Annotated in this window: 11 protein-coding genes; all 11 read right to left on the bottom strand. The window is 38.2% G+C overall.

What is annotated here, in order from left to right; genetic code table 11:
* A partial coding sequence (locus ACT9TX_RS17285) for a hypothetical protein (RefSeq protein WP_481340164.1) occupies positions 1-1523 on the bottom strand: 1523 nt, incomplete at its 3' end.
* A 4-nt stretch (positions 1524-1527) separates the two neighbouring features.
* The gene (locus ACT9TX_RS17280; RefSeq protein ID WP_481340163.1) at positions 1528-3786 is read right to left on the bottom strand and encodes a T9SS type A sorting domain-containing protein; all 2259 of its coding nucleotides are present in this window, start codon (positions 3784-3786) and stop codon (positions 1528-1530) included.
* 6 nt (positions 3787-3792) lie between these two features.
* Positions 3793-4728 (bottom strand): glycerophosphodiester phosphodiesterase family protein, encoded by a 936-nt coding sequence (locus tag ACT9TX_RS17275; protein ID WP_481340162.1) that lies wholly within the window; start codon positions 4726-4728, stop codon positions 3793-3795.
* A gap of 30 nt (positions 4729-4758) precedes the next feature.
* On the bottom strand, positions 4759-6174 hold the full coding sequence (locus ACT9TX_RS17270) for a RagB/SusD family nutrient uptake outer membrane protein (RefSeq protein ID WP_481340161.1): 1416 nt from the start codon (positions 6172-6174) through the stop codon (positions 4759-4761).
* 1 nt (position 6175) lies between these two features.
* The gene (locus tag ACT9TX_RS17265; RefSeq protein WP_481340159.1) at positions 6176-9298 is read right to left on the bottom strand and encodes a SusC/RagA family TonB-linked outer membrane protein; all 3123 of its coding nucleotides are present in this window, start codon (positions 9296-9298) and stop codon (positions 6176-6178) included.
* Between the two features lie 304 nt (positions 9299-9602).
* Complete coding sequence (locus tag ACT9TX_RS17260; protein WP_481340158.1) at positions 9603-10115, bottom strand: hypothetical protein; 513 nt, start codon at positions 10113-10115, stop codon at positions 9603-9605.
* A gap of 229 nt (positions 10116-10344) precedes the next feature.
* Positions 10345-11136, bottom strand: a complete 792-nt coding sequence (locus ACT9TX_RS17255) for a T9SS type A sorting domain-containing protein (protein ID WP_481340156.1) — start codon at positions 11134-11136, stop codon at positions 10345-10347.
* Between the two features lie 57 nt (positions 11137-11193).
* Entirely contained in the window at positions 11194-14901 is a 3708-nt protein-coding gene (locus ACT9TX_RS17250; RefSeq protein ID WP_481340155.1) for a LamG-like jellyroll fold domain-containing protein, read from the bottom strand.
* A gap of 50 nt (positions 14902-14951) precedes the next feature.
* Entirely contained in the window at positions 14952-15491 is a 540-nt protein-coding gene (locus ACT9TX_RS17245) for an arabinofuranosidase catalytic domain-containing protein (protein WP_481340153.1), read from the bottom strand.
* A complete protein-coding gene (locus tag ACT9TX_RS17240) occupies positions 15445-17859 on the bottom strand; it encodes a LamG-like jellyroll fold domain-containing protein (RefSeq protein ID WP_481340151.1) in 2415 nt (804 codons plus the stop codon). Before ACT9TX_RS17240 ends, ACT9TX_RS17245 begins: the two co-directional genes overlap by 47 nt.
* Before the next feature lie 109 nt (positions 17860-17968).
* Positions 17969-19126: a hypothetical protein gene (locus ACT9TX_RS17235; protein ID WP_481340150.1), complete on the bottom strand. Its 1158-nt coding sequence runs from the start codon at positions 19124-19126 to the stop codon at positions 17969-17971.
* Between the last annotated feature and the right edge of the window lie 176 nt (positions 19127-19302).

Here is a 19302-nt window from a genome sequence, read left to right as displayed (position 1 = left end):
CCACTAATATCTGCTATGGTATTGCTAATTGATGATGCAGGTGTTAAAGCAGTAAAAAACGGATTTGATAATACTCTATATCCGCGCTGACCTGTAATCCATTGTTGTAAGGTAACATTGGTAGCACCATTTAATGTACCACTATTTACAATAGCTGCTGTACCTGTAGCACTTGCTTGTAATATGACAGAGCGGCTGTTAAAATCTACTGTACCACCATTGATATTTAATATAGTACCTGCTGCTAATATTGCAGATGCCGAAGCACCTAATGTTAGATTGTTAGAGCCTGTAATTAAACTACCTGATGCTAGAGTTAAAACGCCATTAACAGTTGTTGCGGCATTCAACGATTTTATACCCGAACCTGAAATTTTCAGATTACCGTAGTTACCAAAATTGGGTTCAATAGTTTGTGGATTACCACCATATTCTACAGTAGCATTGGCATCAAAAGTCCACTTGTTTTTTGTGCCAGTAGCATCTATTAAAGTGGAGGGCGTTGCCCCTAATAGTTTTAATAAGCCCCCACTTTGCAGTTGAAGTTCTGGCAAGCCTGCACCAGTAGCGCCAGTATTGCCCAAAAGTTGTGTACGCACCGTTACAGAACCTGCACTTCCTACAATCATTTTATATGCATCGGCTAATAGACAACCCGAATTGTTGGCAGCAATGTATAAGTTCTCGCATTCTAAATTGCCGTTAACGGTGTAAGTGCCTTGCCGCCTGTTAGATGTGCCTGCACCACCATTAAGCCCAACGTTACCAAAGCCAGAAGTTGGGTTATACCCTGCTACTAATTTTACAGTTTTACCAGCATCTATGGTTACATTAAAAACGGTTGAATTTGCACCATTTGTTAAGTTGGCAGCACCCAAACGTAGGTTAATGTCAAGCTGAATTGTAAGGTTAGTAGTAGTATTTGTAGTGGTGGTTTTTCTTATTCTAGCACAATCAAACGTACCAGTACCGCTAAATGTAACATTAGCTCCTTCTGGTTGAAATGCCAATGCTTCGCTTGTTGTACCATTACCAATAGTACCATTACAAACTAGCTGTGTGCCAGTAATAAAGAAGTAAACAATATTGGTTGCACCAGCATCTAGTGCAAGGTTTGCCCAAATTTTACCACCAGTATTTACAAAAATATTAGCAGAAGTAATTACAGATGTTGGGGCATCACCTACTTGAAATATACCACCACTCTGTACAGTAATATCACCAGCAAAATTGTAGTTGCGTACAGCAGTTAATTTTACGGTAGCCCCATTTTGTATTGTCATATTTCTACAATAAATACTAGCAGAGGCAAGGTTTAAAAGCAAAGTGCCACCTTGAATCACCACATCGTCTGCACTAGTAATGATGGTGCCTGCAATGGTATAAGATGGTGAGTTAGAAGCGTCTGTGACACTCCAAATAGTACCATTAAAATTACCCCCGGCAGGGTTTGAATAATAGGTTGCAGCCGATGCAAAAGTGGTTGAACAAACAATGCATAGTATCAATAAAGATAGTTTCATTTTTTTATTTTATAAGTATGAAAGATGATGGTGTGTTGTTGTGACTAAGCTGTAAAATATATGTGCCTGAAGCTAAATGACTATAGTTTATTTCGGGTGAAATAGCCATACCTTTTTGCTGTAAAAGCAACTGACCGTTCATGCTTAAAACATTGGCTGTGTAAGCCTCTTCTTTGGCAAAAACTATTCTTGCTTTACCGTTTAACTGTTGCAGTAATACCGAGGCTGCATTACCGCTAGTATTTAAAAGAATAGTATTAGAATATTGAAAGCTACCATCAATATCCACACATTTTAAATGATAATAAACTACGCCATTTAAAGCAGCTACATCAAGAAATTGGTAAGCTGCACCTAACACATTATTGCTTGATGGAATTGTACCAATGGCATGAAAATTTTTACCATCTATACTACTTTCAACAATAAAGTATTTAAGATTTATTTCTTGTACACTTGCCCAATTTAGTTGTACCGTGCTTGTATTAATGGCTTTTGCTGTAAAGCTTGTAAGTTTTACTGGCAAAGGGTTTAGTGAAGAAGTAGTACCAAATGTAAGTACACCCAAACTAGTGGTTGCACCAGTAACCGAACCAGCAGCAGCATTGCCAGAATAAGTAGTTTGTCCCAAATTATTCCACTGGCTGCCGTTGTAATATGCCAATACCAATTGGGCTGGCGATGTGATGCCACTTGTACTGCCATTGCTGTAATTTAAAGTAATATCTGCAGTGGATGGATTGCTTGCCGATTCTATATTCCAATACTCTGATTTACTTACCCTGAATGGTAAAGTAGTGATTGTGTTAGCATAAGCTGTATTAAAATATTCGGCAGTAATATCAGTTGCTACTGAACTATTATTTACAACAACATTGGCATAAGTTGTGCCCTTACCAACTGGATAATTATAGGCATTATTACCCGCCAAAACCGACCTTACCAACTTACCATTTACAAAAGCCGAACTGCTGCCACCAACTACTGCATTGGTAGCTGTATTGGTAATTTTTAATTGACCAGTTGCACCAACCGTTACAATGCCAGCAGCAAGTGTTAATGCATTATTTATTGTAATAAAATTGTCTACTGAAATGCCATTGCTTGCACTAATTACTAAGTTGCCATAGCTGCCAAATTTGCTTTCGATGGTTTGTGCTGCACCACCATATTCTACCGTAGAAGCAGCATCAAAAATGAATTTATTTTTAGTGCCGCCAGCATCAATATTACTCGTTGATGCTGCACCAAATAATTTCAAGGTGGCACCAGCTTGCAACTCTAAATCAGCTGTAGCAGAGGTTGTAGCTGTGGTACTATTGCCTTTAAGTTGTGTATTTACTTTTAAAGTACCAGTGCTGGTAACTAAATATTTAAACACATCAGTCGCGGTTGTACTGGTTGCTGCCAAGTATAAATTATCACATTCTAAAGTACCGTTTATGGTGTACAATGCTTGCCTACGTGTAGAGCCACCAGTAGTGCCATTTAAACTTATACTACCCTCTGTACCAGCAAAACCAGTGGGGTTTGTAATACCTACACATTTTAGTGTTTTACCTTGGTTAATAGTAATGTTAAACGTAGACGTATTTTGATTGTTATAAACACAAGTAGTGCCGAAACGTGCTGTAACATTCGCATCAATAATTAAAGTGGTAGTAGCATTAGTAGCTGCACCTTTTCGTATCCTTGATACATCAATAGTACCGCTACCGCTAATAGTTACTGTTGCACCTTCGGTTTGCAACAACAACGCATCATTGTTTGCTCCATCGCCAATAACGCCATCACATACCAATTGGCTACCGTTGATGCGTATTGTTTTTACATTTAAAGCACCACTATTTACAGGGTCATTACCCCACACTTTACCACCAGTATTTATAAGCAAATTATTTACAAATATGCCGCCAGTATTGCCACCATTTGGCCCTAACAAAATACTGCCACCGCCTTCTACTGTTACATCGCCTGCAAAAGTTGCTTGCTGTGTGGTGGTAATAATTGCCCCACTTTTTACAGTCATATTTCTACAATAAGTACTGCCAGAGCTTAGGTTAAATATTACCGTACCACCCAGCACAACAATATCATCTACACTGGTAATGGTAGTGCCAGCAATGGTAAACGGGCCAGCAGAAGTAGTAGCCCAAATGGTAGCATTAAAGTTGCCACCAGCAGGGTCTGAATAGTAAATTGTTGCCTTTGAAATAAACGCAACGAATAATAAAATAATGAGTGAGCATAGATGTTTTTTCATAAAAAACTAATTGTGTTGTTGGTGATTGTTTAAGTAATTGATGAGTAGTTGTGGCCTATCTGTACAAATAATATTTGCCCCATGTTTTATTAACCAACCCCAACCAGCATCTGGGTTTGAAGCAGAAATATCATCGTCATGCTCTGCAGATGTTTCTGGCCAAAGTGCATTAGCCATCACAGAAATATCTTTCTTCCGTATCTCGTTTGAATAATAAATACCAGGCGAATTTTCTTTAGAATAACTTAGGATAAATGTGGCTACTAAACTTTTGGCATTGGCATAATCGTTCAGGTAGTTAAGGGTTTCAATATTCTTTTTATCACCATTTAAACGGGGCATATATTTTATTCTGCCTACATAATCTGGGTACTCGGTTTTTAGTTCTTGCAATGTGGCTACACCTTCAAACAAGGCTTCTTTTTGTGTACCTGTTTTCTCAATTATTTTATAAGCTTCGGGTATGTTTTTATAAGCCTTATCAATAAACAAAAATGCCTTGCCTTTTACTGCCTGCAACACATCTTCTAGCAATGGCACTTTGAATTTTGTTACAAAAGCGTAGCCATTTTTTAGGTTCAACTTTTTAATATCTTCTAAGGTTAAATCGGCTACTTTGCCTGTACCGTTAGTGGTTCTGTCAACTGTTTTATCATGCATAATAACAAGCTGCCCGTCCTTGGTTTTTTGCACATCAATCTCTACAATATCTACTCCCATTGCCACACAACTCATTACCCCTTCTAATGAATTTTCAGGAAAGTTTCGCCAGTCTGCCCTATGTGCTGCCACTAGAACATGCTTATCGCTTGGCTTAGTTAAGTAGCCAAATAAAGTATCAATATGTTGGTTAGTTGCTTGGCTTATTTTGGTTTTTGGCAATGGCTTATTTATAAACAAAATAGACAAAGCAGTAGCTATAACTATGGGTAATATCTTCATAAATGTGATTAGATTTTTACAATAAAATGATTATGGGTTTTGAGCAATTAACCCAGGCTTTACATCAATTTGGCTTTGTGGAATTTTAAAAAATAAGTTAGTGGTAGCAATGGTTACAGGTCCATTATCTGATGGAGTTGTGTTCATTACAGTAATGGCTCTATCGGTTCTTACCAAATCAAACCAACGGTGATTTTCAAAAGCCAATTCGTATTTTCTTTCTTTTTCTATCGCTATTTTAAATGCTGTTTTATCTGGTGTTGTAGCGGCTGTTAATGCTGGCAAACCTGCTCGTGCCCTAATTAAATTGATATAAGTAAATGCATCGCCATTGGCTATAAAACCCTGTTCATTCAACGCTTCTGCCAGCATGAGTAGTACATCGGCATAACGTAGCACGATGAAATTATTATCCCCATCCAAATTTTGTGAAGGTGAAGCATCTATAAATTTCTTACAATAATTTTTGCCATTTGAAGTACCAATCATAGCAGCTTTCCTGCCATCATTTACTTGAAAGGAATCTATAAATGCTTTAGTAGGTACATCATCGCCTAATGCCTGACCAATGCCACTTACCAGCGAGGCATCTGATGCAAATAAATTGGCAAAAGCACTACCCTCACCATTGCTGCTTTTTTTAAATTGTACTTCAAAAATAGATTCCTTGTTGTTCTTGTTGGCAATCTTAAACACATCGGCATACACTGGCAACAATTGATAGGGTGCAGTACCAACAAGGTTTTGCAGCACAGTAACCGCAGCAGCATAATTTTTTTGAGTGAGATAAACCTTCCCCAGCAATGCCTGTGCTGCCCCTTTTGTAACCCTGCCTACACTGCTTCCAAATTGTATGGCTGGCAAAGCATTAGCAGCTTCGTTAAGGTCTTTAATTATTTGATTATAGACCGTTGTAACGTCATCTCTACCATGGTCAAATTCGTTGAATGGGTTAGTGGTTTCTTGCGTTACCAATGGCACACCGCCCCAAATACGCACCATGTTAAAGTAAGTTAATGCGCGTATAAATTTTACTTCGCCAATACGGCTGTTTTTAATAGAATCTACCATTGGTATACTACCAATTCTATTTAGCAAAATATTACAACGCTGTATGCCTAAGTAGCAAGCAGCCCAGCTTTGGTCTAGCACAGCATTGTTCGCCGTAACACGAAACAAATCAAAGTCGCCATAAATACCACCGCTATTTGTAATGCTAGATGTTCGTGCATTATCGCTACAAACTTCCATCAAGTATAAAAAATTTTGACCGTATTGTCCTTTGTCTTGCAAGGCATCGTAACAGGCGATGGTGGCTTGTTCCATATCGGCTGTAGTTTTATAATAATTGCCAGCCGTTACTTGCGATACTGGACTTAAATCCAATTGTTTCGTGCAACTAAAAAGTGAAAACGTAATTGCTATTAGTAAGAGTTGTTTGTTCATGTTAAAAAGAAATTTTAGTGCCAAATGAAATATTTTTTTCTACTGGATACACACCATAATCAATACCTGGGCTAAGGGCGTCTGCACCATTGTTACTTACCTCTGGGTTGTAGCCACTGTACTTGGTAATAGTTAATAGATTTTTGCCAGCTACAAATACCATTGCCTTAAACTTCTTCTTGGTAATAGATTTTGGCAAAGAGTATGATAGAGACACATTTCTCAATCGTACAAACGAACCATCCTCAACTACATAATTAGAATTTTCGTACAGCTTATCGTGTGGTTTTACATTGGGTGCGGCATAGCCAGTACCAGGGTCAGCTTCTGATTTAAAGTATCCATTATACAAATCCTTTGTGCCATTACTAAACCCTTGTGCATTAATGGTAAATGCTTTTAATTGGTTATAAATTTCGTAGCCATAGCTACCCTGTAATAGAAAGCTAAACTCGAAATTTTTGTAGTTAATACTGCTAGAAAATCCAAAAATATAATCTGGTTGAGATTTGCCAAGCACCACTCTGTCCTTATCAGAAATAACCCCATCACCATTGTTGTCGGCATACTTGTAATCCCCTATTTTGCTGGTGCTTAAGTGTGGGTTTTTATCCAAATCGCTTTGATTTTTAAACACCCCTAAAATTTGATAGCCATAAAAAGCACCCAATGCACCACCAATTTTAGAAATGTTAGTACCGCTAGAAATAAGCTCAGTTTGCTGTGGTCCTAACTCTAAAACTGTGTTCGTATTTTTAGAAATATTTACCGATGCATTCCAAATAATCTTACCAATTTTTAGGGTGTTAGTAATGGATAATTCGATGCCTTCGTTTTGTACCCTACCAATATTTTGGAAAGATGTAGCATAGCCCGATTGTGCTGGTACTGGCACGTTTAGCAGCAAGGCTTTTGTTTTTGAATTGTAATAATCAACCGTAATTTTTAGTTGATTTTTAAAGATGCCAAAGTCGATACCAGCATTAAACATATCCGTTTTTTCCCACGATAAATTAGCATTAGGAGAACTGCTTGGTGCTAAACCATTATTTACAGTATTGGCCAATGGATAATTTGCAGACGACAATAACGACAAGAAGCCATAATTGGGGATAAAGAAATTACCAGTACGGCCAAGACTTGCCCTCAGTTTTAAATCGGTAATGGTTGTATTTTGTTTTAAAAATGGCTCTTCACTTACCCGCCAGCCAGCAGAGAATGAAGGGAAATAACCCCAACGATTATCTGGCCCAAAACGGCTAGAACCATCGGCACGCACAGAAACGCCCAATAAATATTTTGATTTGTAATTGTAATTTACTCTTGCCAAATAAGAAATTAAAGCCCACTCTTCAATGGTAGAACCACCAGTAGTAACCGTACCAGCGTTTAATGTAGTTACTTGATTATTGGGGTAATTATTAGCAGTTAGCGTATTTGTTTCTGTACCTTCTTTTTGAAACGTATAACCAGCAACTGCATTAAAATTGTGCTTGCCAGCAAAGGATTTTTTATAGTTTAATGTATTTTCAGCCAAATAATTGTAAGTACGCTGGGTAGATGAAGTGCCTACAGCAATAGTGGGTGCAGCCACACCATATGTTGCCAAAAATGTTGGGTGAAAAGTATTGGTACGGGTGGTGTAATAATCGCCAGCAAAGAAGGTTCTGAACGTCAAGTTTTTAGCCACATCATAATCGGCAAATAGGCCGCCTTGTATCCTTGCCAACTCTGCTTTATTTTGGTTAAATATTGCCAATGCCAAAGGGTTTTCTACAGGTGCATTACCATCGGCTAACGACTGCTGTGTAAGGTTTAAGGCAATACTGCCATCGGCAGCGTATGGCGATAAATGTGGGTGTGCTAGGATGGCACTAAATATTACCCCATCGTTTTTGTGAGAGCCTTGAGAAGCTCTTGAAAAACTGGTAAAGGCTGGTGCCAAGTTTAAGCCTACTCTTAATTTTTCAGTAATTTTTGTGTTGAAATTAAACCGTAACGCATAGCGCTTAAAGTTAGAATTTACCACAATGCCATTTTGGTTTAAGTAATTGCCCGATAGGTAAAATTGCGATTTATCGGTGCCGCCACTAATGGCCAATTGGTAGTTTTCGATGGTGGCATCTTTATAAATTTCATCTTGCCAATTGGTATTGGTAAGCCCTTGCTGCTTGGCTACATATGGCAATGCAAAATCTGGTACACGTGCAGCCGAGTTACGAACACTATTTGGGTCACTGGCTTTGTTTACTGCTGGGTTTAAGGAAATCCAATAATTATCTGCTGCATCTTTTGTTAAGGTTGCTTTTTGATAGGCATCCATTAAATCTAACTGCTTGGTAAGGCTTTGTGTACCAATAGATGTATTGAATACAATTTTCGTTTTGCCATCCTTACTGCCTTTACCAGTGGTAAGCAACACCACACCATTTGACCCACGAGAACCATAAATAGCTGTGGCATAGGCATCTTTTAAAATTTCGATAGATTCTATATCACCCAAATTAACTGCACTTAGGTTGCTGCCATAAATTTGCGGAAAACCATCTATTACTATCAAGGGCTGCGTATTGGCCGTTATAGACCCTACCCCGCGTACCCTAAAATTAGCATTAGTACCAGGTGCACCAGAACTTTGCGTAACCTGTACACCTGGTGCTTTGCCAGCTATAAACTGGTCTATAGACGTAACTGGCGACGTTGCTAAATCTGCCGTAGTTATTTTGGCAATAGCACCTGTAATTTCTTTTTGTTTTTGTGTACCATAAGCCACCACCACCACTTCATCTACCGCTGCAGCAGCTTCTTGTAAGCGTATTAATAGCGATATTTTGGGGTTTTGGCTGGTTAAATAAATACCCGTTTGTGCTTTATCATCAAACCCAATAGAACTGAAATTGAGCTTGTAGGGACCGCCGAAAGGTACGTCGGTAAATGCAAATACACCAAGTGCGTTGCTAGTAGTAGTTTGGTTGTAATTACCTGCACTGTCTGTTAATACCACTGTGGCTGAAGAAATGGTTTCATCGTTCTCAGTTTTTATAACCCCAGATATCGTTATTTGGGCACTTGCAGATAGAAAAAAGAAAACCGAAACAAATACGAGTAAAAATAGCTGACGCATGGTTGCAGGTAATTATTTATTCACCTATACGACAGTTGGTGTTGGAATACCTATCGTTAACAATTTAGTAACAATAATGCAGTGGCCACTGAGAAAGTATAGAACGCTGATGGTCAAGATTGTCAGGATGTTTTGATACTGATACACTGAAACACAGAGAGAACTGAACCCAGATGATGTTCTTTCATAGAGGCTCTGAAACACAGAGAGAAAATATGATATGGAGGGAGTAAGACCGTTAGCCTTAACAAAAATGAAAGTCAATTTTGCAAGCCACTATTCGCTGTAAGATTTTTTAAAATACCTATTGTTCTTGATTGCGATAAAAAGTAGCCTCTGCTTGTAGTAATACCATTTTTAAAAGTACTTGTTGTTGTGCTTGCCAGCCATTTTTTTCTATTTTTTGTTGAGCTTGGTAGGCTTGTTCATCAAGCCATCGTTGTTGTTTGGGTGTTGTAGAAGGGTTAAGGCCTGTATAACTTTTTAAAAAAGCTTGCATATTACTCGCTTGCTTATAATGGGTTTGCATTTTTAGCAATTGCTTTTGCAAAGGTTTTAACCTTGCTAAGCACCAAGCTGCTTGTTGCTGATAATTGTTTAATGCTTCTTGAGTAGGTTGTGGTGCTGCAACAGATGGCAACTGAGTAATAATTATATGCATCCATGCCATTGCTGCTGTAGCTTTTAAAGGTAACTGCCTTGTTCCTGCAACTATACGGGTAAGTACACTATTGTCTACACCTAATAAGGTAGCCAAAGCGAACTTATTAATACCTAATTTCTCGGTAACCGAGTTAATTAAAGCGCTATCGCTCATAACTAAAAATATTATATTGTCAAATATTTTTTGTCAAATTTATATTTTTTGACAAACTTATTTTGACAAACTGTTTTTAGCTTAGTTATTTAACACAAAAGGCCGCCTGTACAGGCAGCCTTTTGAAGCTAAAAACAAACACTGTGTATGACGACAGTTTTTTTAAAGAGGTTGCCAACTATTAGCGGATTGGCAACCCTATTGCATTAGTTTCAGTAATGTTTTATAATTACTGAATAATTAATTTTTGCGTGGTGCTTGTGCCATCTTTGGTAGTAACCCTTACTAGGTAAGTACCACTTGGCTTGCCAAACAAATTAATTACCCGTTGTAAACCCGTATTATTATCTGTTGCCACCGCAGTACCTAAAGCACTAATAACAGTTACCGTTGCTTTTTCCATACCCGCTGCTAACTGCACGGTTACTTTATCGTGTGCGGGGTTAGGGAAGATGTAGATGGTAGAAGTGGCGTCTTGAACACTAGCAATGGTATCACTTATAGAAGATTTAAAATGCTGTGCCCCACTGTATACAGTTACATTAGTGTAAGTACTAGGATAGCAACTATTAGCATCATAAGCAGTATATGCAATAGTTGCAGTACCTGCACTAACGGCAGTTATTAAACCAGTACTAAAATCAACTTGCGCAACGCTCCAATTACTACTATTCCACTCACCTGGTGCATCGGCATTATTTAGCTGTGCTTTATCGCCAATGTTTAAATAAACAGAAGTAGTGGCAGCTTTACCAGCCACCCAATTAGAGGTAGTACCAGTTAATGTGAAATTGGTAAGTGTGCCGTTTCTAGCGTAGCTTGTTTTATCTATTAACGAATTAATGCCAGTATTGCTAATATTAGCCGTACCTTGATTACAGTTATAATAAGCCATTAAGCCAGATTCTGTACCCACTAATTCAGCGTTCATAGAAGCTTGTATTTGAGCCTGTGTGCGTACCGTATTCCATAATCGTATGTCATCTAAACTACCATTAAAGTATTGAATACCTGTTTGCAACCTACCCAAAGCAATATTAGCAGGTTCGGTTAAGCTATTCTTATTGCTGCTGGTAAACTAGGCTTCTAAGTTTCCATTGATAAATAATTGCATTAAGCCTGTAGTTTTAGATCTTGTGGCAGCCACATGAACCCAACTGCCTGTGTTTACATTGCTGGTTGAGAATATCGTTTTATCTGGATTACCCACTCCAAACGCCAGTTTGCTACCTATTAACGATAAACCAAAATCATTTTTAGCGCCTGCAACTTCGGCATCTACTATTCCATTACCCATATACCATTGGTTGCCAGATGCATTGATACCCGTTTGGGTAGTTTTCATCCAAAATTCAATAGAAAAATCATCTTGAATGCTGCGTGTAATGTTGATGTAATCATTACTTCCATCAAAGTTTAAGGCATTACCCGCATTGCTAGCAACAGTTGGGTTTACTACCGTAATAGTTACTGGGCTTGAAGTTGTAGAGTATGTACAAGCACCACCTGTATTATTTGTTGGAGTTGTATAAGTAACTGTTAGGTAGTAGGTGGTAGTAACCGTAGGGCTTACAGTAAGGGTTGCTGTAGTACCAATACTGCTACCATCTGGCGAGGTAGACCACTTGTAAGTATACCCTGTTGCTTGATTAGCATACAAATTGGTTGAACTACCATAACAAATTGTAGACCTTAGTGTAGAAACTTGTGCACGAGGTGGGCCATAAACTGTAACAAGCGTTGATGCACTACTAGTGCAACCATTATTATTGGTAGCTGTATAAGTGATGGTAGCTGTACCTGCATTTGGTATCAATACCAAACCATTTGCATCCACTGTGGCAATATTTGTATTTGAACTTGACCATACACCGCCTGAAAATGCATTGTTTAGTTGAATAATGCCATTAGGGCAAAAACTAGCTGATGTAATTGGTACAATACCAGACACCCAATTTGAGGTACTACCCGATAAAGCAAAATTGGTTAATGTGCCATTGGCATTACTTGTTTTATCTTTTAGTGTAGTACAACCATAGCATTGCTCATAATTCTGATTAAAATTGTAATTAGCTACCAAGCCAGCTTCATTACCTACCAACTCAGCATTCATGGCTTCTTGTATTTGTGCTTGCGTACGTGCAGTGTTCCAAATACGTATTTCATCCATTGTACCGTTAAAATTTCTATTAGCTTGTTCGGCATTGGCTCCTAAATATACTGATGCGCCAGATACCGCTATACTACCAGTGGCACTTACAGAAGCATCCAGATTACCATCTATGTAAATATATTTATAACTACCATCGTACACACCTGCAATGTGGTGCCATTGCCCATCATTAATATTTTTTGAACCACCTAGTGTATAAGGTGATACGCCCGAAGTTGCAAATTCTACCGAATTGCCACCGCCATTTCGCTGAATACGCCAACTATTATCGCCCTTGGTTACAATAGCTTGCCAACTTTTATCGAACGTATTTACTTTAACCCAAGCCTCGACTGTAATATTGCTTGCGATGTTAAATACTGAAGATGTACCAAGATTTGCATAATCATCAATACCATCAAAATTTAAGGCATTACTCGTATTAGCAGTTACTGTTGCTAAAATAGTAACAGTTGTTGCAGCAGAAGTAGCACTACAGCCGCTAGCATTAGTAACTGTAACAGAGTAGTTACCACTAGTAGATACATTAATAGATTGACTAGTAGCTCCATTACTCCATAAATAACTACTACCTGCACTTGCGGTAAGCGTTACTGAGCCACCTTGGCAAAAGGTAGTAGCACCGCTTGTTGTAATTGATGCCGTAGGTAAAGCATTCACCGTAACAGTTGTTGCAGCAGAATTTGCACTACAGCCACTCGCATTGGTAACTGTAACAGAGTAGTTACCACTAGTAGATACATTGATAGATTGACTAGTAGCGCTATTACTCCATAAATAACTACTACCTGCACTTGCAGTAAACGTTACCGAACCACCTTGGCAGAAGGTAGTAGCACCGCTTGTTGTAATTGATGCCGTAGGTAAAGCATTCACAGTAACAGTTGTTGCAGCGGAAGTAGCACTACAGCCACTCGCATTGGTAACTGTAACAGAGTAGTTACCACTAGTAGATACATTGATAGATTGACTAGTAGCACCATTACTCCATAAATAACTACTACCAGCACTTGCTGTGAGCGTTACCGAACCACCTTGGCAGAAGGTAGTAGCACCGCTTGTAGAGATAGAAGCCGTAGGTAAAGCATTCACAGTAACAGTTGTTGCAGCAGAAGTAGCACTACAGCCACTGCCATTAGTAACCGTAACTGAATAGTTACCACCATTAGTTATATTGATGGATTGACTGGTAGCACCAGTGTTCCAACTATAACTACTACCAGCACTTGCCGTAAGGGTTACTGAGCCGCCTTGGCAGAACGTGGTAGGCCCACTTGCTGTAATAGTAGCCGTAGGTAAAGCATTTACTGTAAATGCCATTGAAGCAGTTGTAGATGCGTTATTGGCATTAGTAACCGTATAGCTTATAGTAGCCGTGCCACTGGAAACCCCTGTCACCAACCCTGAATTACTTACTATTGCAACTCCATTGTTTGAACTAGACCAAACACCGTTAGGTATAGCATTGGATAAAGTGGTTGTAGTACCTGAACACACACTACTGATGCCTGTAATTGATGCAACTAATGGTGCTGCCGTAATACTAGTAAGGTCTTTAAAACCCCATTTTTGGGCATCCGATCCATTAAAAGTGTATTGCCATAAATTTTGGGGAATATTCCTGCTACTCGGATTGTCTAATACCAAACCACTATAGCCGTTATATAAATAAAAGTAGCCACTTCCGTCTGGTACAATGTTCCAATCTTGATTAGCTAACCCATTAATAGGCCACTGCCCAATTGAACTTCCTGCTGCGGTGTTGAAACCTAAAGCATCCAAAGTATAGTTACTATTTAAATTGGTAATGGTAAAATTAGAGCTTGTACCACCAACCGTATTTATAGTCCAAACTTGGTTTCTAGTATCTGTTTCAATATTCTGATAGGCTTGTGCACCATTATCTACACTACTTCCTTGAATTTCAAGCGCCAAACCTGATGCCTTATTTATCAAAATATAGTTGTGACCATTTACAATACCTGCAGCAAGTGCTGGCAATGTGGTAGTAATTTGAGTGGAAGCACTTGCTATGCAACCACTTGCGTTAGTAACGGTATAAGTGATAGTTGTACTACCTATAGACATACCTGTTACCACTCCTGTATTACTATTCACAGCAGCAATACCATTATTTGAACTACTCCATACCCCACCTGTTGTTACATTAGCTAATGTGGTTGTATTATTTAAAATAACTGTATTTGAACCAGAAATTGCGGCAATCGTAGGTAAAGCATTCACGGTAACAGTCGTTGCAGCAGAAGTAGCACTACAGCCACTCGCATTAGTAACTGTAACTGAATAATTACCACTAGTAGATACATTGATAGATTGACTAGTAGCTCCATTACTCCATAAATAACTACTACCTACACTTGCCGTAAGTGTTACCGAGCCACCTTGGCAGAAGGTGGTAGATGTACTTGTGCTAATAGTTGCAGAACAAACATAATAATTAGATTGGTTTGTTTCTAATTGTACTCTATTTGTGGTAGAAATTGCAGTAGGAAATAGGGTCATCTCGGAAACTGCATTACCACCAGACATGCCCCTACTTCTAAAAGTAGAACTTATAGAGAATGAAGTATTGGCAATTGCGGATGCTGACATTGCTGTAATTGTATGTAACGATGCTGTACCGGTTAATGTTTGTGTACCGTTTACCCACATGCTTGGGGTGTACCAGTATTCACTGCCCAATCATTACGATTCGAGGTGAGATATTGAAGGTTTCCAGATGAACTAGATCTCACTGAAAAATCACTTAATGAAGGTGCTGAGAATAAATATTGCCAGGTAGAATTCACTAAGTTTCTTACTGCATTTACCGTTTGAATGGTTGTTGCAATATTATTTAAGAAATACTGCACCGTACTTTGAAACGTGATGGCAGGCTTGCCATTCACCCTATCTATTACACCAGCATTCACAATTCTTGGTCTTGCGCTATTGGTGGTTTGTATGGCATTATTGTTCATGCCACTTTGGTCGTACCAAATAGCCACATAACCACTGCTGTTGCCAATAAAGCTTTTTAAAGAGAGGGTATCTAAGTCACCATTACTTGTAAAGCCAATATCTTGGGTTGCATTATCACTAGCTCTTACCACATTAATGGCCTTGCCAGAGTAGGTACTACTTAATAATCGTAAGCTATAAGCACCAGATGATGGCGTAGGGCAAGCCAAGCGCCTTATCAAGTGAATTATTTACTGTTACTATAACACCGCCAGAAGTAGTATAATGCCCATCCGAATCAACCACTGTTACATAATATGTTGCGGTAGTATCTGGGTAAATGGTAATACTATTGCCATAGCCTGTAGAATCGTCACCTACTGGTTTTTTGCCATTAATATCAGTAGTCCAGAAATAAAGATAATTAGTATCCAAACTGGTACTTAAAGTAACAGCAGCCCCTTTGCAGATACTGGATGCCGAAGCAGTTATTGTAGGAACATCTAAAAGATGGATGTTTCCACTACTACTACCAGTATTAAAAGTTGCGGGGCAAGCACCACTACTATAATTAACTTTTAACCCTACATTCCTACTTATATAAGCTGGCCAATCCCACGTTCGAGATGCTTCATTACCATAAGATTTACAACTAATACCATATTGTGGAATATAGCAATCATTATTATTGTAATACCATTGATAATTAACGTTTTCACTAATGCCATTAACGGTGCTAGACTGTTTAGCCCTTGTTCTAAAAGAAAAGAGTGAAGGGTTTGAAACGCTAAATTTTGGATTTAATGCAGGGTATACTGTTATGTTAGCACTTACGGTGCTAGTGCAGCCATTGGCATCTGTAAAACGATAATTAATGTTAGCCACTCCATTATTAGTTGCGGCAACCAACCCAGCATTAGAAATAGTGGCTATACTATAATTATTACTCACCCAAATACCACCAGATGTAGTATTTGTAAGTTGTGTGGTGCCACCTATAGCGCAAATACTTGTATTACCAGAAATATTGGCAATAGTTGGCAATGCATTTACAGTAACAATAGTTATTGCTGTAGATGAGCAGCCATTACCGTTTGGGTAGGTATAAGTAAAATTTACACTGCCAGCAGCCATAGCTTTTACTTTACCCGTAGTAGCATCTATTGAGGCTACATTAGGATCGGAGCTAGACCATTCGCCACCAGTTATATCATTATTCATATTGGTAGCTTCCCCTACACATAAACTTAGTGTAGAAATGGGTGTAACACCAGGCACCCAGTTACTTATAGTGCTTGCTAAACCAAAATTATTAAGTGTGCCATTGTTGGCACCAGTAGTAATATCGGGCAAAGTTGAAATACCCGCATTTGTACCACAAGCAACCCCTTGGTTACAATTGTAATATGCAACTAAACCTGTTTCATTACCAAACAGTTCATAGGCCATATTATCTTGTATGTCCAACTGAGATCTTCCAGTGTTCCAAATTCTTACTTCATCTATTGAGCCATTAAAATTGTACCCACTATTAAAAGCACCTATATTCAAAGCACCGCCAAGGCTTGCTCCGTTGGTATTAGCAACACTTGTTGCATCTAATACACCATCAACATATATATATATTCTTCCCGCACTTCTTACCCCAGCTATATGATGCCAGCTATTGTCATTAATTGAAGTAGCACCTGTAACACCCACACCGCTTATTGAAAACTGTGCTTTATTACCATTAACACCTAACCAATAATTATTCCCACTCCCATTAAATCGACCTACTACCACTTTGTTGCCACTATTAGCAGTAAATTTAACCCATGATTCTATTGTAAAATCACCTGTACCGTAGCTAAATACAGTTGATGCAGGAATTGACACATAATCATTACTACCATCAAAATTTAGTCCATTGCCCATTTGGCTTGGTTGCGAGGTATTGTCATCATCGTATCCATACTCATAATATTCTTCGTCTGGTACGTTTGATAATAGACGTGAGTTCGGGAAAATATGTGGTTCATATGTATTAATTTGATTGAAAACATCCGAAACAAAAAATTCTTGTTTGAATAAATTCATGTTATTTAACCACAAGCCACCTTCACCTGCAAAATAGCTTTTATCTACAGTAAGATGATTATTATAATCATTATCTGTAGTAGAACTGTTGGTAGTAATCCAAATTAAACCTTGTTTTATTTCAAATCGTAGTGTATTCTTACCGTTTATTAACCGAGTTTTATTGTTATATAATGGGTAGGGATATTCTTTTCCTTCTTTAGTTACAAAAACAACCAATAACAAGCCGCCTTGTTTTTCATAGCCAATAGTCAAATCCACTACCTCGCTATTAGGAAGCGCTTGATAAGCCACTGAATTTTTATAAAGTGACGTATATGCAAAATGAAATAATGACGAGATGTTACTGAAATTAGTGGTATGATTTGTATAGTCAATATACGTATTAATATCTACTGGTGAGCCAGCGGTTACATCTGTTATTTGTGCAGTAAATAATAGTGATACCGAATCAGGTATTTGTTGCGTTTGCGCTTTTATTAAATAGCTGCTACAAAGTGTAACTAATAAAAGTAATACTATTTTTTTCATGTATATTTTTTTTAGTGCGCCGCCTTTGCGGCTAATATTTTGTCACAAGGAATGCCAATAGTCGTCTTCATTAGTATGCGTAAGCTGACGGGCATTTCATGATAACTAGTTATGGTTTAATAACAATGGTTTGGTTGGGGTCTTGGTTATATCCTAAAGAGTTTAGGTAGGCTCTAAATTCAGAAGCTTTATCGCCTACGTAAATGCTTGGGTTTATGTATTTAGTAGTTGGGTTATTATATAACCAGCTCCAATAATTTTGCAAGTTGCCTACGGGATAGTCCCATAAATTACTATTGCCAGACCATACACCTTGCTTGTTTTCTATAATTACCCCAAACTGTACCACACGTTTTTTCTTTACATTATCTACATAGTTAGCTAGTTGCATTAACCAGTCATTTTCTGTTTCGTACACAGTTTCACAAGCTGGTATTAGTATTTTACCTGCTTGTTCGGCTAATAGTAAATCATCTACTATAGCTTTCTTTTTTTGAAATTTTGCCTCTTCGGTACATCCAGTACATTGCCCATTATCTTGCCCATTTATATCTAAAAAATCATACTTAGTAAATATTGGGGTAAACATGGTGGTACTTAAATCTCGCCCCCCAAATAGTTTAGACACATCTTCAAAACCAATGGCTAAGTTTTTAGCTTTAAATATACTTTGGCCCAGCAAGCCATTATTTTTCATTACATCGTAAGTATCTTGAAAGTCGGCGGCTTCTTTTAGCTTGTCGTGGTTTAGTAAAATATTGTCTTTTACAATTGTATAAAACTGCGCCAGCATGGCATTGTAATTAGCACTACCAGCAACCCAAGAAGCCGTTTTAGGAAAATGTACCAATTTTTGTGTGCTAACGGTACCATCTAAGTACAATAAAGTAGGTTCGTTCCCATTAGCACCAACTATACAATTAATATTATCCGCACGGTAGGGTACAATTTTATCTAATTGCACAAATTGTAACCCGTATTTATTTTTCTTTGCTTTAGTTTTTGCAGCATCTGTGAAAGTAATTGAAGGGTCGAATTGAAACAACGAAATACCATCTGGTAGTCGTTTGTCACTTTTATCATGTTGTAGTATTACTTCTCTTTGGTCACCATTGGCATCAGCAGTTTGTACACCATTCACCACTTTGTAAGGTGAAGAAAAACGTACATCTAGTTCTAGTATTTCAAACTTATTAGTTACGGCACGTTGATAGGCACCCATGCCACTTTCGGGATAACTCTCGTTCCAGTTGCCACGGTGCGCCATAATCCAAATACGATTTTCGTTATAAGCATATTTGTAATTATTTTTATCAGTGTCTAAATAAGCTTTTCTTAATAAATCGGCTCTAGAGCCAGGGGTAATGTCAGGGCAAACGCATCTAAATTTCTTTAAAGAGTATATTTTCTAAGAACTTATCGTTTAATATACACATCATCCTT

The sequence above is a fragment of the Parasediminibacterium sp. HNIBRBA5674 genome, assembly GCF_056745525.1.
Note: the sequence above shows the minus strand (reverse complement) of the source record. Positions and strands in the feature narration are given on the sequence as shown.

Coding starts and splice junctions, on each gene's coding strand:
- ACT9TX_RS17235 (WP_481340150.1), bottom strand. CDS start 19,126: ATGGCGCACCGTGGCAACTGGAACGAGAGTTATCCCGAAAGTGGCATG.
- ACT9TX_RS17270 (WP_481340161.1), bottom strand. CDS start 6,174: ATGAACAAACAACTCTTACTAATAGCAATTACGTTTTCACTTTTTAGT.
- ACT9TX_RS17250 (WP_481340155.1), bottom strand. CDS start 14,901: ATGTCAGCATCCGCAATTGCCAATACTTCATTCTCTATAAGTTCTACT.
- ACT9TX_RS17265 (WP_481340159.1), bottom strand. CDS start 9,298: ATGCGTCAGCTATTTTTACTCGTATTTGTTTCGGTTTTCTTTTTTCTA.
- ACT9TX_RS17240 (WP_481340151.1), bottom strand. CDS start 17,859: ATGAAAAAAATAGTATTACTTTTATTAGTTACACTTTGTAGCAGCTAT.
- ACT9TX_RS17260 (WP_481340158.1), bottom strand. CDS start 10,115: ATGAGCGATAGCGCTTTAATTAACTCGGTTACCGAGAAATTAGGTATT.
- ACT9TX_RS17275 (WP_481340162.1), bottom strand. CDS start 4,728: ATGAAGATATTACCCATAGTTATAGCTACTGCTTTGTCTATTTTGTTT.
- ACT9TX_RS17280 (WP_481340163.1), bottom strand. CDS start 3,786: ATGAAAAAACATCTATGCTCACTCATTATTTTATTATTCGTTGCGTTT.